At 62.1% G+C, this 14,390-nt stretch carries 15 protein-coding genes; 5 read left to right on the plus strand and 10 right to left on the minus strand.

The annotated features are described in order from the left end of the window. The first annotated feature begins 52 nt into the window (after positions 1-52). Complete coding sequence (locus IB274_RS11475; protein ID WP_192432030.1) at positions 53-346, plus strand: putative quinol monooxygenase; 294 nt, start codon at positions 53-55, stop codon at positions 344-346. 110 nt (positions 347-456) lie between these two features. Continuing rightward, positions 457-1,305, plus strand: a complete 849-nt coding sequence (locus tag IB274_RS11480) for a CAP domain-containing protein (RefSeq protein ID WP_192432031.1) — start codon at positions 457-459, stop codon at positions 1,303-1,305. 4 nt (positions 1,306-1,309) lie between these two features. Here the strand turns inward: IB274_RS11480 and IB274_RS11485 are convergent, their stop codons facing one another. The 5 genes from IB274_RS11485 to IB274_RS11505 all read right to left on the minus strand — a co-directional run bounded on the left by IB274_RS11485 (position 1,310) and on the right by IB274_RS11505 (position 4,611). Further along, positions 1,310-1,831 (minus strand): hypothetical protein, encoded by a 522-nt coding sequence (locus IB274_RS11485; protein ID WP_192210197.1) that lies wholly within the window; start codon positions 1,829-1,831, stop codon positions 1,310-1,312. 182 nt (positions 1,832-2,013) lie between these two features. Next, positions 2,014-2,850: a bifunctional allantoicase/(S)-ureidoglycine aminohydrolase gene (locus IB274_RS11490; RefSeq protein ID WP_192432032.1), complete on the minus strand. Its 837-nt coding sequence runs from the start codon at positions 2,848-2,850 to the stop codon at positions 2,014-2,016. A 187-nt stretch (positions 2,851-3,037) separates the two neighbouring features. Then, positions 3,038-3,922 carry a LysR family transcriptional regulator gene (locus tag IB274_RS11495; RefSeq protein WP_192432033.1) on the minus strand — a complete coding sequence of 295 codons (885 nt, stop codon included), beginning with the start codon at positions 3,920-3,922 and terminating at the stop codon, positions 3,038-3,040. Positions 3,923-4,004: 82 nt separating this feature from the next. Further along, positions 4,005-4,277: a hypothetical protein gene (locus tag IB274_RS11500; protein ID WP_192432034.1), complete on the minus strand. Its 273-nt coding sequence runs from the start codon at positions 4,275-4,277 to the stop codon at positions 4,005-4,007. 112 nt (positions 4,278-4,389) lie between these two features. Further along, positions 4,390-4,611: a DUF1654 domain-containing protein gene (locus tag IB274_RS11505; protein WP_024763117.1), complete on the minus strand. Its 222-nt coding sequence runs from the start codon at positions 4,609-4,611 to the stop codon at positions 4,390-4,392. Positions 4,612-4,962: 351 nt separating this feature from the next. Between IB274_RS11505 and ycaC the strand changes: the two genes are divergently transcribed. Further along, positions 4,963-5,592, plus strand: coding sequence for an isochorismate family cysteine hydrolase YcaC (ycaC, locus tag IB274_RS11510; protein WP_192289130.1), 630 nt, complete (start codon positions 4,963-4,965; stop codon positions 5,590-5,592). Positions 5,593-5,732: 140 nt separating this feature from the next. Here the strand turns inward: ycaC and IB274_RS11515 are convergent, their stop codons facing one another. The 5 genes from IB274_RS11515 to IB274_RS11535 all read right to left on the minus strand — a co-directional run bounded on the left by IB274_RS11515 (position 5,733) and on the right by IB274_RS11535 (position 12,212). Beyond that, a complete protein-coding gene (locus tag IB274_RS11515; protein ID WP_192432035.1) occupies positions 5,733-6,200 on the minus strand; it encodes a phage antirepressor in 468 nt (155 codons plus the stop codon). Further along, positions 6,193-6,732 (minus strand): REP-associated tyrosine transposase, encoded by a 540-nt coding sequence (locus tag IB274_RS11520; RefSeq protein ID WP_192432036.1) that lies wholly within the window; start codon positions 6,730-6,732, stop codon positions 6,193-6,195. Before IB274_RS11520 ends, IB274_RS11515 begins: the two co-directional genes overlap by 8 nt. A 120-nt stretch (positions 6,733-6,852) precedes the next feature. Beyond that, positions 6,853-7,506 (minus strand): hypothetical protein, encoded by a 654-nt coding sequence (locus IB274_RS11525; RefSeq protein WP_192432037.1) that lies wholly within the window; start codon positions 7,504-7,506, stop codon positions 6,853-6,855. Between the two features lie 224 nt (positions 7,507-7,730). Then, positions 7,731-8,978 (minus strand): ribonucleotide-diphosphate reductase subunit beta, encoded by a 1,248-nt coding sequence (locus tag IB274_RS11530; protein ID WP_081518061.1) that lies wholly within the window; start codon positions 8,976-8,978, stop codon positions 7,731-7,733. Between the two features lie 345 nt (positions 8,979-9,323). Then, on the minus strand, positions 9,324-12,212 hold the full coding sequence (locus tag IB274_RS11535) for a ribonucleoside-diphosphate reductase subunit alpha (protein ID WP_192432038.1): 2,889 nt from the start codon (positions 12,210-12,212) through the stop codon (positions 9,324-9,326). 768 nt (positions 12,213-12,980) lie between these two features. On the opposite strand from IB274_RS11535, the gene IB274_RS11540 reads away from it, so the two are divergent. Together IB274_RS11540 and IB274_RS11545 are read left to right on the plus strand one after the other, a co-directional pair. Further along, on the plus strand, positions 12,981-13,685 hold the full coding sequence (locus IB274_RS11540) for a response regulator (protein WP_192432039.1): 705 nt from the start codon (positions 12,981-12,983) through the stop codon (positions 13,683-13,685). Positions 13,686-13,688: 3 nt separating this feature from the next. Next, the gene (locus IB274_RS11545) at positions 13,689-14,243 is read left to right on the plus strand and encodes a GNAT family N-acetyltransferase (RefSeq protein ID WP_192432041.1); all 555 of its coding nucleotides are present in this window, start codon (positions 13,689-13,691) and stop codon (positions 14,241-14,243) included. Positions 14,244-14,390 lie beyond the last annotated feature (147 nt).

Consider the following 14,390-nt stretch of genomic DNA (forward strand, 5'->3'; position numbering starts at 1 on the left):
ATTGATTTGCGTCAGGATTGGGCAATCTTTTCACCTCCCAGGAGCCCATCCGATGTACGCCTTCATCCTCCAGGCCCACACCCTTCCGGAAAAGTCCCAGGCTTTCGAGGATCTGTTCCGTACCTATCTCACCCCCAGTCGCGCCGAAGAGGGCTGCATCCAGTACCACATGTTGCGCGATGCCGGCGACCCGACCCTGTTTACCTTCTTCGAGGTCTGGCAGAGCCGCGAGCACCTGGCCATCCACTCCTCGCTGCCGCACATGCGCGAGTTCCACGAACGGCGCATGGAATACCTGCGCCGCGATTTCGACATCCAGGAAGTCGAGGTGATGCAGCCGCGCTGAGCGAAGGCCGGAATTTCCCTCGGCCGGAAACGGAACCGGAGCGTCTCAGGCGCAGCCAAATGTCGAGAAATCACGCATCATTGAGCCCTTTTCGACCTTCGGAGCCGTCTATGCCCAGCCCGTCGTTCCTCCTGCGCAGCCTGCCGTTGTCGCTCGGCCTGCTGGCCGCCGCCAATGCCGGTGCGGCCGACCAGGATCAACTGCTCGAAGCCATCAACGCCTACCGCGGCGACGTGCAGTCCTGCGGCGGCCAGGCCTCCCAGGTGCTGCCGCCGCTGTCGCCGGACCCGCGCCTGGCGCTGCCGGCTTCGGCGGGGGAGTGGAAGTCAGCGCTGAACCAGGCCGGCTACCCGATGAGCAGCGTGCGCATGCTCAGCCTCACCGGCCCTCGCGACGTGACCGCCGCCATGAAGGCGCTGCAGGAGAGCTTCTGCCAGGTGTTGTTGGACCCACAGTTCGTCGATGTCGGCATCGTCCGCGAGGGTGATGACTGGCGCGTGCTGCTCGGCCGCCCGCTGCTGCAGGGCAAGCTGGGCACCTGGGAAGCCGAAGGCCAGCAACTGTTGCAGGCGATCAACGCGGCACGCGGCAAGGGCCGCCAGTGCGGCGGCCAGGCATTCGGCCCGGCCGCTGCGCTGAGCTGGAACGCCACCCTGGGCGGCACCGCCGAAGCCCACAGTCGCGACATGGCCAACAACAACTATTTCGACCACAAGGGCCGCGACGGCAGCACGCCGGGCGACCGCGCGGAACTGGACGGCTACGCCGGCCAGCGCATCGGCGAGAACATCGCCGCAGGCCAGGGCAACGCACAGAAGGTGGTGGACAGCTGGCTGGCCAGCCCCGGCCATTGCGCCAACCTGATGAACCCGCAGTACAGCGAACTGGGCGCGGCCTACGCGGCGGACCCGAAGAGCGATGCGGGCATCTACTGGACGGCCATGTTCGGCTCGCCCTGAGCCGTCATCGACCGCCGCTGACGGCGTCAGCCTCGCCGCCCTGGCGCTTCACCTTCGCCGCGAGGATGGCCGACTCGACCGCCGCCAGCGTGCCCGAGGCCGCGGGAAGTTCGAGCACGCGGCTCTCGGCGAGGGTGGAGACGCGCTCGCCGCTGTCCAGGGTGAATTCCACGAACGCCAGGTGCTCGGACCAGGAGCGGTAGCGCCGCACCATGAACAGGCTGTGGCGGCTGCGTACCGAGCTGATCTTCTCCAGGGCGATCTTCCGGTGGCTTTCCTGGCCGCACAGCACCAGTTCACCCTTGTCGATGAAGGCCGGTTCCGCCTTCGACACCCGCCGCCACTCCACGGCGAAGCGCCCGCCGAGCAGCAGCAGGCAGAGGGGCAGGGCGGAGAACAGGGGAACGACGCCGCTGAACATCTTGATCAGCGTGAAGGCGGCCATCGCCAGCAGGATCAGCAGCGTGGCGGCGCGGTAGAAATGGACGTTGTCGAACTCGGTCTGCGGCAAGAACCGGACTTCCATGTACCTGTTTCCTCGGCGACTGCAAAACATTTCCCAGCCAGACGTTTTAGCAGACCAGGCCATGCTTGCCACGCGAGACCGGTCACGCTACGGGCGACGCGCAAAAGAAAAACCGGCGCCTGGGCGCCGGTCTTTCGTGTGTAGCTGCGGGAACCGGAGTCAGTTCCCGGCTGACCTGCCACTCAGTGCGGCTGGTTCAGGGTCAGGCGCATGTGACGGTTCACATCCTTGTACAGCAGGTAGCGGAAGCGACCGGGTCCACCGGAGTAGCAGGCTTGCGGGCAGAACGCGCGCAGCCACATGAAGTCGCCGGCTTCCACTTCGACCCAGTCCTGGTTCAGGCGGTACACCGCCTTGCCTTCCAGCACGTACAGGCCGTGCTCCATCACGTGGGTCTCGGCGAACGGAATCACGCCGCCCGGCTCGAAGTTCACGATGTTCACGTGCATGTCGTGGCGCATGTCGGCCATATCGACGAAGCGGGTGGTGCTCCAGCGGCCTTCGGTGTCCGGCATCACCTTCGGCTCGATGTCCTGCTCGTTGGTGACGAAGGCTTCGGGCAGCGGTACGCCGTCGACTTTCTGGTAGTGCTTGCGGATCCAGTGGAAGCGGGTGTGCTGGCCGCTGGTGTTGCGCACCTTGTAGTCGGCGCCCGGCGGAATGAACGCATAGCCGCCCGGCTGCATCTTGTGCACTTCACCCTGGAGGGTCAGGGTCAACTCGCCTTCGACGATGAACAGCACCGCTTCGGCGTTGATGTCCTGCTCGGGCTTGTCGCTGCCGCCCTGGGGCGCGAGCTCGACGATGTACTGCGAGAAAGTCTCGGCGAAGCCCGACAGCGGGCGGGCGATGACCCACATGCGCATGTTGTCCCAGAAGGGCAGGTGGCTGGTGACGATGTCACGCATCACGCCCTTGGGGATCACGGCATAGGCTTCGGTGAACATGGCGCGGTCGGTGAGCAGCTCGGTCTGTGCCGGGTGCCCGCCGTGCGGCGCGTAATAAGTGGATTTGGCCATGGGGTAATTCCTCATTGTTGTCTTGCTGCCCGGCGCGTGCGGCGCCGTGGTGAGCAATTGGTGCAGAGCGGCGCGCTGTCGGTGCGCTGGCCGTCGCTGGAAACCACGATATCCAGCGGCGTGTTCATGCACAAATTAAATGTTGGAATCCGCTGTATTCAATTATTGAATGCTACGACGGTGGCGCTCAGCCTTTCGTGTCCTGCGCCAGAACCCGCGCCAGCACCCGCGCCAGTTCCTTTACCATCGGGTCCACCGCCGGCCGGTGCAGCATCGCCACCTCGAACACGTCCACCGAGGGTAGCCCGATATTCTTCGGCAGCACGGCGTGCTCCGTCGTTACCGCGCGCTGTGGCAGCAGGCCGATGCCCATGCCGTCGGCGATGGCCGACTGGATGCCGGACAGGCTCGAACTGGTGAAACTGATATGCCAGCGCCGGCCGATGGACTCCAGGGCGGCGATCATCTCGTCGCGATACACCCCGCGCGGTGGGAAGGTGACGATGGGCAGCGGGTCCAGTTCGATGCAGGCGTTCTTCGCGCTATCCACCCAACGCGTCTTCTCCGGCCAGCAGGCCACCGCCTCGCGGGCGTTCTGCCGCTGCTTGAGCAGCACCAGGTCCAGCTCGCCGCGGTCATAGCTGGCGGACAGATCACGGCTCAGCCCGCTGGTGACTTCCAGCTTCACCTGCGGATAGCGGCGGTTGAACGCAGCCAGTTGCTCGGTAGTGCGCCCGGTGGCGAAGTCGTCCGGCACACCGATGCGCACCGTCAGCGCCACGGTGGCGCCGGAAAGCGCCTCGACCATCTCATCATTCAATGCCAGCAGACGCCGGGCGTAGCCCAGCAGCGTGTCGCCGGCATCGGTGGGCAGCACATCGCGGTTGCCGCGCTCGAGCAGGCGACGCCCGGCCATCTCCTCCAGCCGGCGGATCTTCTGGCTGACGGTAGATTGGGTCGAATGCAGACGTGTGGCGGCCGTGGTGAAACTGCCGCAATCGGCCACCGTGACGATAGCGCGGAGCAGGTCGAGGTCGAAGAGGCGGGTATTCGGTTTATCACTGTCGTTCATGGCGGTATCGGAAATCTGAATGCGATACCGCTTTCTAGCAGCTCAGCCCGAGCCCCGGCAAATCATCTGGCGCTGCCGACGCTCAGAAGTCGACTGTCTTCGCCCAGGGATCGCTGACGCTGCTGCCGCGACGGTCGCCCTTGCGGCGGTCCTCTTCGAAGCGAATGGTTTGTCGTCGATCGGCGCTGCAACGGCGCTCGTTGTGGCGGGTGTCGATCTGGAACTTGGCCTTGGGCTTGGCCGGCATCGCCGCAATAGGCACAGCGGCGGGTTCCATGGGAACCAGGCTGAGTTCGTCACTGTTCAGGTCATCGAAGTTGAAATCACTGAGGTTGAAATCGTCGTCGAGATTCATCACGCGTCGCTCCACTGCAATACCCTCAGAGGTGAGCGTAGAAGCGTAGTGGCGTTGCGCTTTGGCAGCCGACGGAGTGCACGTCGGACGTGGCCTGCTGCGTGATCCCCATTCAATCCAGCCAGCTATGCCACGCCAAACGGATCGCGCCGTCCTGCAGGGGCAGTAGGGTCAGGTTGGGTGCCTGGCGCAGGTCGGTGACCAGTTGGCTCCAGGCGGCGGAGTCGTCGCTGGGTTCACGGCGCAGGGTGATGCCGAGGTTCTTCAGGGTGGTCGGGTCTGCCAGCAGGGCGTTCACGCGGGCGGACAGCTGGTTGTAGGTTGCGGCGTGCATGGGAGGCCTCCGGTTCGGGGTGGATGGAAATACTGTATGTAAATACAGTATTTCTTGTAAAGGCCTGGATGATCGTTGGTAGGCTGATTTCTGAAGGACGTGAAATCGGGGGCTCTGGGGCGGTGCTTGGAGTGATCGTCGGCGTTTGCTCAGCGGCGCAGCCCCTGGGAGCCGTGGGTTTGCGGGGTGTCTTGTTATCGTTCTGAAAATGGAACGCTAGAAGTGAATTTTGCCATCTGGTGGATCAAGGGTGTCGAATTTAATCTTTGTTCCATGCAGTGACGCACTGCAAACGAGTCCAAACCTTCCGGCCCAGCCGGCACCCACTGAAAGCAAATCGAGGATTTCACCATGACCAACGCCACCTACAACCGCCTGGACAAAGACAACGCCGCCGTACTGCTGGTCGACCACCAGGCTGGTCTGCTCTCGCTGGTCCGCGACATCGATCCGGACAAGTTCAAGAACAACGTGCTGGCGCTGGGTGACCTTGCCAAATTCTTCAACCTGCCGACCATCCTCACCACCAGCTTCGAAACCGGCCCCAACGGCCCGCTGGTTCCCGAGCTGAAGGCACAGTTCCCGGACGCGCCGTACATCGCCCGTCCCGGCCAGATCAACGCCTGGGACAACGAAGACTTCGTGAAGGCAGTGAAGGCCACCGGCAAGAAGCAACTGATCATCGCCGGCGTGGTAACCGAGGTTTGCGTGGCGTTCCCGGCGCTGTCGGCGCTGGCGGAAGGTTTCGATGTGTTCGTGGTGGCGGATGCGTCCGGCACCTTTAACGAGATGACCCGCGACGCCGCCTGGCGCCGGATGGAAGCGGCCGGTGCGCAGCTGATGACCTGGTTCGGCGTGGCCTGTGAGTTGCACCGCGACTGGCGCAACGATATCGAAGGGCTGGCGGCGCTGTGCTCGAACCACATTCCGGATTACCGGAACCTGATGACCAGCTACAACGCGTTTGCTGCTGGCAAGTAAGCGGTTGCTGAAATGAAAACCGGAGCCTCCTTTGGGGGCTCCGGTTTTTGGCGTTGCGAGTTTGCATGGTGCTCCTACTGGGGAATACCGAGCACCGGAGGGGAAGCAGAGCGATGGGTATTGCTCCGCTCCACACCATCCTACGTCATGCTCTTCGGCCCGAGGCTCAGCTCGGGCCAACTCTGGTATGGCACCCAGGCCACGCCCTGCCACTTCAATACCGGCAACGTCGTCGTCCCTCGCAGGACCTCGCGTCTCGGCTTGCCGGAATCCACCCGATGCGGGTCCCGCAACGCCGGAATCACATGCAGGGACAACCATTGACGGATGCTGCGGTTCTCCGGGTGGAAATACAGGATCAGCGCCGCATACACCGCGGACTCGCTGAGGAGTAGTTCATTGACGTAATCGCCGCTGCCATCGCCCACCCGGGCGCGGCGGAATTGGTCGTCGTTCAGGTTGCGCTCCACGCGTTCGGCCAACCACGGAGCGCCGATCAGCCGGCTCAGGTCGTGGGCGCAGAACCAGCACTGGCCCTCCAGCAGCACTGCGCGTAGCAGGCGCTTGTGGCGGATGAATTCGGTGGGGATCAGGAACTCTTCAGACATGGCGTACCTCCGCCGCCCGCACATCCAGCGACACATCCCCCGCCCAGTCTTCGGTGTAAATGCCCTCGGCAACCGCCCGGCGAAAGGTGGAATACGGCCAATCCTTCACCGCCGTCACCAACCCATGTTTCACCGGGTTGATGTGGATGTAGTCGAAGTGCCGCTGGTAGTCCGTTTCATCACGGATCAGATGTTCCCAATAGCGCGGCTGCCAGATGCCGCGCTGGCTACGCATCTGTTGCTCGATGCTCCGTGGCTCTCCATGGGGAATGCGCCGCGCGAAACCGGATTTGATGACCTTCCAGCGCGTGGCGAAATCAGCGTCGCCCGGTGGTAGCGTCCACAGGCAGTGCATGTGTTCGGGCAGCACGATCCAGGCATCGATCTGGAAAGGGTGATTGCGTTTGGCCTGGGCGATGACGCGGCGCAGCAGATTGATTTCCTGGGTCAGGAGACTGGAGCGGCGGTCACGTAGCGTGACCGTGAAGAAGTAGGTGCCACCCCGCACCCAGGCGCGTCGGTAGTTTGGCATTGGGTCCCTCCGAGCTCGGTTGGAGTCTGGAGGGTACCTTGGGGATTCGGCGGATAACGCGGGGCGTTATTCGCCCTACAGGAATTTCAGCCTCTGCGTAGGGCAGAACTTGGGATGAGCTCAATTTTCTTGTATAGATAGGATGCGCTTTATAAGATTTTTTGCGTCTTCGGAATTTCCAATGGCCTGTGCTATTGCAACTAATTCGACGAGAAGCCCATCTGTGTTGTGGTGTAGTATTTTTTTCTCTATTTTCCCTAGTCGAGAAATTAGTTTTTCTTCGGTCTTTCGCTCTTTTGTAGTTAAATGCACTCCTCCCTTTATGTTGGCTATATATTTTATAACTTCTCTTCTATTGAACTCCTTCCCGTCTACTACTCCGGATAAGGATGAGAGTAATTCGGTTATGGTAAATTTTCTGTCGAAAGGATATCCGTTTTCACGAATAGGAGGGGGTGGATTATTTCCTACAGGGGTGGAGCCTTTGTTTAGAATTGAACATGCGGAGTAGATTCCCCGAAAATTTGCCCCTCCTGCCAGTGCGTAAATTACTTTGTCCTTGTCGTTTCCTAATAATGCCGAGAGATCGACTGCAATTGCGGTAGGTTGAGCTGGTTCGCCTATAGCTCTCCAGGCGTTACCGTATGCGTTTTCCACTAATAATCTTCTAAGGACCGCCGAACCTCTACGTATCTCTGCGTTAGATATTTCTGGACCCCATTGGAAAAGATATTCCAAATCTTCCGCAACAGTTATTAGTGCATCTCTATCCATTTTGTTTCTCGCTAAATTATTCTGGACTTTGCGCGCTTGTCTTGATTGTGGGTGTTAAAATTCGGTGAGTCTAGAGCTGGGTGCCGTATTTTCGTTTCATATTAAAGATAACAAAAAGCCCCGCACTAGGCGGGGCTCTTCGCTTTCTAATCACTGCCCCAACATTCCATTTCGGGTTACAGCGTTTCTAATGGTCTTGACTTGCGGTGGTGCTACTACTTCCGTCAGTCCCAGCTCAGCGCGCCGCCGGTCTGGTACTCGATCACGCGGGTCTCGAAGAAGTTCTTCTCTTTCTTCAAGTCCATGATTTCGCTCATCCACGGGAACGGGTTGCTGGTGCCCGGGTATTCCTCTTTGAGGCCGATCTGGGTCAGGCGGCGGTTGGCGATGAACTTGAGGTAGTCCTCCATCATCGCCGCGTTCATGCCCAGCACGCCGCGCGGCATGGTGTCGCGAGCGTATTCGATCTCCAGCTGGGTGCCCTGGAGGATCATCTGGGTGGCCTCGTCCTTCATCTGGGCATCCCACAGGTGCGGGTTTTCGATCTTGATCTGGTTGATCACGTCGATGCCGAAGTTCAGGTGCATGGATTCGTCGCGCAGGATGTACTGGAACTGCTCGGCGGTGCCGGTCATCTTGTTGCGGCGGCCCATGGAGAGGATCTGGGTGAAGCCGCAGTAGAAGAAGATGCCTTCCAGAACGCAGTAGTAGGCGATCAGGTTGCGCAGGAACTGGCGGTCGGTCTCAGGCGTTCCGGTTTCGAACTTCGGATCGGAGATCGAGCGGGTGTACTTCAGGCCCCAGGACGCTTTCTTCGCGACGCTCGGGATCTCGTGGTACATGTTGAAGATTTCGCCCTCGTCCATGCCCAGCGACTCGATGCAGTACTGGTAGGCGTGGGTGTGGATCGCTTCCTCGAAGGCCTGGCGCAGGATGTACTGGCGGCACTCGGGGTTGGTGATCAGGCGGTAGACGGCCAGCACCAGGTTGTTGGCGACCAGGGAGTCGGCGGTGGAGAAGAAGCCGAGGTTGCGCATGACGATTCGGCGCTCGTCTTCGCTGAGGCCGTCCTTGCTCTTCCACAGGGCAATGTCGGCGTTCATGTTCACTTCCTGGGGCATCCAGTGGTTGGCGCAACCATCCAGATACTTCTGCCAGGCCCAGTCGTACTTGAAGGGTACGAGCTGGTTGAGGTCGGCGCGGGCGTTGATCATCTGCTTGTCGCCGACTTGTACGCGGGCGGCAGAGCCTTCGAGATCGTCCAGGCCTTCCTGGATGTCCAGGGCGTCGAGGGCCTGCTTGGCGCGGGCGACGGCGTCGGAGTCGTCGGCGGATACAGCGCGCGCTTCTTCGACGGAGCCGGCGGCGTCGGCGTCGAGTTTGTCAGCGTTCTGCGCAGCGGCCTGGGCGACGGCCGGGGCGGCCTTGGCTTCGGTGGCGTCTTCTTTGTCGAATTCGTCCCAGCTCAGCATGGGTCCTCTCCTGTTCTGGATGGCCGTTCTAGGGCGGCCTGATGTCTGGTGGCGTGTGGTGCACGCTAAGAGCTTGTGCGTCTTCCGTCCTGCGCGGTGCGCGGCGGAGGAGGCTGTTGTTCGGTCGGGCTGAGGGGCCTTGAAGAGCCCCTCTCGCTAACCCTGGCTTCGCGCCCCGCTCCGAAGGGAGAGGGGACTTTGAAGCTGCGGAGTTCTGGCGGTGCCTCGGAGCGAGGCCGCGCTAGGCGCCTGGTAGGTCGGAGCCCCTGAGCGTACGACTGTACGTGATGGGGGCCGACCTGCCGGGCAACGACGCGCGGACCGTTCCGAGGACCGCTTACCCCCTTATTGGCAGGCTTCGCAATCAGGATTGTCGATGCTGCAGGCTTGCGGAACCGGAGCCGGCTGCGGCTCGGCAGCAGCGGCTTGCAGGCCTTCGTTGCCACCGGCCGACACGGCGTTGAGCTTGCCGGTGTTGATGGTGGACTTCTCGGTGCTGGTAGCGGCCAGTGCACGGAGGTAGTAGGTGGTCTTCAGACCACGGAACCAGGCCATGCGGTAGGTCACGTCCAGCTTCTTGCCCGAGGCGCCGGCGATGTAGAGGTTCAGGGACTGGGCCTGATCGATCCACTTCTGGCGGCGGCTGGCGGCGTCGACGATCCACTTGGTCTCGACTTCGAAGGCGGTGGCGTACAGGTCTTTCAGGTCTTGCGGGATGCGCTCGATCTGCTGCACGGAGCCGTCGTAGTACTTCAGGTCGTTGACCATGACCGGGTCCCACAGGCCGCGCACTTTCAGGTCGCGAACCAGGTAGGGGTTGATCACGGTGAACTCGCCGGAGAGGTTCGATTTCACGTACAGGTTCTGGTAGGTCGGCTCGATGGACTGCGATACGCCGGTGATGTTGGCGATGGTCGCGGTCGGCGCGATGGCCATGATGTTCGAGTTACGGATGCCTTTCTGTACGCGGGCACGTACCGGAGCCCAGTCGAGGGATTCGGTCAGGTCGACGTCGATGTACTTCTGGCCACGGGCTTCGATGAGGATCTGCTGGGAGTCCAGGGGCAGGATGCCTTTGGACCACAGGGAGCCTTCGAAGGTCTCGTAGGCGCCACGCTCGTCGGCCAGGTCACAGGAAGCCTGGATGGCGAAGTAGCTCACCGCTTCCATGGACTTGTCGGCGAACTCGATGGCAGCGTCCGAACCGTAGGCGATGTGCTGCAGGTACAGCGCGTCCTGGAAGCCCATGATGCCCAGGCCAACCGGGCGGTGCTTGAGGTTCGAGTTGCGAGCCTGCGGGACCGAGTAGTAGTTGATGTCGATAACGTTATCGAGCATGCGCACGGCGGTCTTCACGGTCTTCTCGAGCTTGGCGGTGTCCAGCTTGCCGTCGACGATGTGGTTGACCAGGTTGATCGAGCCCAGGTTGCAGACCGCGATCTCGTCCTTGTTGGTGTTCAGGGTGATCTCGGTGCACAGGTTCGAGCTGTGGACCACGCCCACGTGCTGCTGCGGGCTGCGCAGGTTGCACGGGTCCTTGAAGGTCAGCCACGGGTGGCCGGTCTCGAAGAGCATGGAGAGCATCTTGCGCCACAGGTCTTTGGCCTGGACGACCTTGAACACCTTGATCTTGTTGTACTCGGTCAGGGCTTCGTAATACTCGTAGCGCTCTTCGAAGGCCTTGCCGGTCAGATCGTGCAGGTCCGGAACTTCGGACGGGGAGAACAGGGTCCACTTGCCGTCGTCGAAGACGCGCTTCATGAACAGGTCCGGAATCCAGTTCGCGGTATTCATGTCGTGGGTGCGGCGACGGTCGTCACCGGTGTTCTTACGCAGCTCGAGGAATTCCTCGATGTCCAGGTGCCAGGTTTCCAGGTAGGCGCAGACGGCGCCCTTGCGCTTGCCACCCTGGTTGACGGCGACGGCGGTGTCGTTCACCACTTTGAGGAACGGAACCACGCCCTGGGACTTGCCGTTGGTGCCCTTGATGTAGGAGCCCAGCGCGCGGACCGGAGTCCAGTCGTTGCCCAGGCCGCCTGCGAATTTGGACAGCATGGCGTTGTCGTGGATGGCGTTGTAGATGCCCGACAGGTCGTCCGGAACGGTGGTCAGGTAGCAGCTGGAGAGCTGCGGACGCAGGGTGCCGGCGTTGAACAGGGTCGGGGTCGACGACATGTAGTCGAACGAGGAGAGCAGGTTGTAGAACTCGATGGCGCGAGCTTCACGGTCTTTCTCTTCGATGGCCAGGCCCATGGCCACGCGCATGAAGAAGACCTGCGGCAGTTCGAAACGGATGCCGTCCTTGTGGATGAAGTAGCGGTCGTACAGGGTCTGCAGGCCGAGGTAGGTGAACTGCTGGTCGCGCTCGTGGTTGATCGCGGCGCCCAGTTTGGCCAGGTCGTAGCCCTTGAGTTTGCTGTCGATCAGCTCGAACTCGGAGCCTTTCTCTACATAGGCAACCAGGGCCTGTGCGTAGAGGTCAGCCATCTCGTGGTGAGTGGCGCTCTCGGCGACGCCCAGGAAGCCCAGGGCTTCGGCGCGCAGGGTGTCCATCAGCAGGCGGGCGGTGACGTAGGAGTAGTTCGGCTCGCGCTCGACCAGGGTACGGGCAGTCATCACCAGGGCGGTGTTGACGTCCTTCTCGGCGACGCCGTCGTACAGGTTCTTCAGGGTTTCGCGTTCGATCAGGGCGCCATCGACTTCGGCCAGGCCTTCGCAGGCTTCGCGGATGATGGTTTGCAGGCGGCCCATGTCCAGCGGCTGGGTGCTGCCGTCGGCCTTGGTGATGCGGATGCTCGGGTGCGGCTGGGCGATGTCGCTGGCGACGCCGGCGGTCTTGCGCTCATTGGCACGGGCTTCGCGGTAGATCACGTAGTCGCGGGCGACTTTCTGCTCGCCGGCGCGCATCAGGGACAGTTCGACCTGGTCCTGGATTTCTTCGATGTGGATGGTGCCACCGGAGGGCATGCGGCGCTTGAAGGTCGCGGTGACCTGTTCGGTCAGGCGGCGCACGGTCTCATGGATGCGCGACGAGGCGGCGGCGGTGCCGCCTTCCACGGCGAGGAACGCCTTGGTGATGGCTACGGTGATCTTGTCATCGGTGTAGGGAACTACGGTGCCGTTGCGCTTGATCACGCGCAGCTGGCCGGGCGCAGTGGCAGCCAGATCCTGAGCGGATTCGGCGGCCTGCGGCGCGTTGGCCTGCGGGTTCTCGCGAGTGGTGTCGATTTGCATGGGTGGTTGTCTCCACGTTCTCGTAATTTGGTGTGTTGCTGACGCCGGGGCGCCGTTGCGAAATAAAGAGCAAAAAGAGCGGTAGCTCGCGGATGCAGCCGCAAGCGGGAATTCTTCTGGAACAGGGGGAATGACCCGAAGCGCCTCCCTGGCCCAACTCGGGTGCCGGCTTTACGGGCCGGGACCACAATACCTAGTGGTGTTGAACGTTACGTTGCAACACCCGTACCGCATTTCCATCGACATGAATCGCTCCTTGCGGGCGGGACCGCCTGGCACATCAGTACGTCTGGAATACGTTGTGGTGGAACCGGAGGAGCCGTGGAACAGGCTCGGGATTTCGACTTTCTTCTTGTGTCCGGTTCGCTGCTGCAACCCCAAGATGTAGGGGTATACCGCAACGGGGATACAAGATAATGCGCTATGGGGGTGTTTGCAAGGCGGGGAGGCGGGGAAAAGCTGTGGATAAAATGTGCATGGAATGTGTGTGAAGCGGGGTAACTCGCGCTATCCCTGATGCTGTCTGCCTTTCACCGTTCGTCGTGGTCGGCGACAGATTTTTCACACGCGTGGGAGGCGCTGCGCGGAGAGGAACACTACCACAATATGTAGTGTTTCTGGGGCAGCAGCCCTTGACCTTTTCGCGCAATGCCTGTTTACGCCGTTTGCGTGCGGCAGCGCTGGCAATCTGGCTACAATGCCGGCCGCTTTTGCGGGCTCTCTATAGTAAGGGGGCCCGTGCTCGCTCATGGCGCATCAGGAGGCAAGGTGGAACAAGAAGCGCGCATTCTCATCGTCGAGGACGACCAGCGACTGGCCGAGTTGACCCAGGATTACCTGGAGAGCAACGGCCTGGCGGTGTCCATCGAGTCCCATGGCGGCAAGGCGGTGGAGCGTGTACTGGCCGAGCGGCCGGACCTGGTGGTGCTCGACCTGATGCTGCCGGGTGAGGATGGGCTGTCCATCTGCAAGCGCCTGCGTCCGGACTACGACGGGCCGATCCTGATGCTCACCGCGCGCACCGACGACATGGACCAGGTGCAGGGCCTGGAGATGGGCGCCGACGACTACGTGTGCAAACCGGTGCGCCCGCGCGTGCTGCTGGCGCGGATCCGCGCCCTGCTGCGCCGCAGTGAGCCGGCCGAAGCTGCGCCGGCGGTGAGCGGCAAGCGCCTGACCTTCGGCAAGCTGGTGATCGACAACGCCATGCGCGAGGCCTGGTTGGACGAGCAGACCATCGAGCTGACCAGCGCCGAGTTCGACTTGCTCTGGCTGCTGGCGGCCAACGCTGGACGCATTCTCTCCCGAGAGGAAATCTTCAATTCCCTGCGCGGCATCGAGTACGACGGCCAGGACCGCTCCATCGACGTTCGCATCTCGCGCATCCGTCCGAAGATCGGCGACGACCCGATGCACCCGCGCCTGATCAAGACGGTGCGCAGCAAGGGCTACCTGTTCGTCGGGGAACTCTGAGCCGTGAGCGCCGTGCCACCGTTCCCTGAGCTGCACGGCGAACGCTTCCGCCTGCGGGCTTTCACCGATGCTGACCAGCCGGCGGTGTTCCGCGCGCTGTCGCATCCCGAGGTGATCCGCTACTACGGCGTCTCCTACGCGACGCTGGAAGCCACCCGCGAGCAGATGGAATGGTTCGAGCGCATCTATAAGGAAAGCAGCGGCATCTGGTGGGCGATCTGCCGGCCGAACGCCCCCGAGGACATCCTCGGCGGCTGCGGCTTCAACAACTGGCAGCAGGAACATCGCCGCCTGGAGCTGGGCTACTGGTTGCTGCCTGAGCATTGGGGGCAGGGTGTGATGAGCGAATGCCTGCCGCTGATCTTCCGCCACGCCTTCCGAGAAATGAACGTGCACCGCATCGAGGCCGAGGTGGAAACGGAGAACCTTGCCAGCGGCCGCCTGCTGCTGCGCCAGGGGTTCACGCTGGAAGGCCGGCGCCGCGAGTGCGAGGTGAAGGACGGTGCGTTCCTCAGCCTGGACAACTACGGGTTGCTCAACTCGGAGGAGGCAGGGTGAGTCCGTTGCTCGGGCCTGCCCTCACCCCAACCCTCTCCCAGGGGGAGAGGGGGCCGTCCGTGCGAGCTGCCGATTCGGTGTTGTCCTGTCGTGATCGATGCCAGCCGAGCCATTCGAGCAGGGCGCCAATCTTCACGCGTACTCCGC

This window comes from Pseudomonas sp. PDM18 (genome assembly GCF_014852585.1).
GTDB lineage: Bacteria > Pseudomonadota > Gammaproteobacteria > Pseudomonadales > Pseudomonadaceae > Pseudomonas.

Bases quoted from the DNA above. Each gene is read 5' to 3' on its own strand.
- IB274_RS11515 (WP_192432035.1), bottom strand. From the start codon at position 6,200: ATGTCTGAAGAGTTCCTGATCCCCACCGAATTCATCCGCCACAAGCGC.
- IB274_RS11495 (WP_192432033.1), bottom strand. From the start codon at position 3,922: ATGAACGACAGTGATAAACCGAATACCCGCCTCTTCGACCTCGACCTG.
- IB274_RS11535 (WP_192432038.1), bottom strand. From the start codon at position 12,212: ATGCAAATCGACACCACTCGCGAGAACCCGCAGGCCAACGCGCCGCAG.
- IB274_RS11490 (WP_192432032.1), bottom strand. From the start codon at position 2,850: ATGGCCAAATCCACTTATTACGCGCCGCACGGCGGGCACCCGGCACAG.
- IB274_RS11485 (WP_192210197.1), bottom strand. From the start codon at position 1,831: ATGGAAGTCCGGTTCTTGCCGCAGACCGAGTTCGACAACGTCCATTTC.
- ycaC (WP_192289130.1), top strand. From the start codon at position 4,963: ATGACCAACGCCACCTACAACCGCCTGGACAAAGACAACGCCGCCGTA.
- IB274_RS11530 (WP_081518061.1), bottom strand. From the start codon at position 8,978: ATGCTGAGCTGGGACGAATTCGACAAAGAAGACGCCACCGAAGCCAAG.
- IB274_RS11505 (WP_024763117.1), bottom strand. From the start codon at position 4,611: ATGCACGCCGCAACCTACAACCAGCTGTCCGCCCGCGTGAACGCCCTG.
- IB274_RS11475 (WP_192432030.1), top strand. From the start codon at position 53: ATGTACGCCTTCATCCTCCAGGCCCACACCCTTCCGGAAAAGTCCCAG.
- IB274_RS11520 (WP_192432036.1), bottom strand. From the start codon at position 6,732: ATGCCAAACTACCGACGCGCCTGGGTGCGGGGTGGCACCTACTTCTTC.
- IB274_RS11480 (WP_192432031.1), top strand. From the start codon at position 457: ATGCCCAGCCCGTCGTTCCTCCTGCGCAGCCTGCCGTTGTCGCTCGGC.
- IB274_RS11525 (WP_192432037.1), bottom strand. From the start codon at position 7,506: ATGGATAGAGATGCACTAATAACTGTTGCGGAAGATTTGGAATATCTT.
- IB274_RS11500 (WP_192432034.1), bottom strand. From the start codon at position 4,277: ATGAATCTCGACGACGATTTCAACCTCAGTGATTTCAACTTCGATGAC.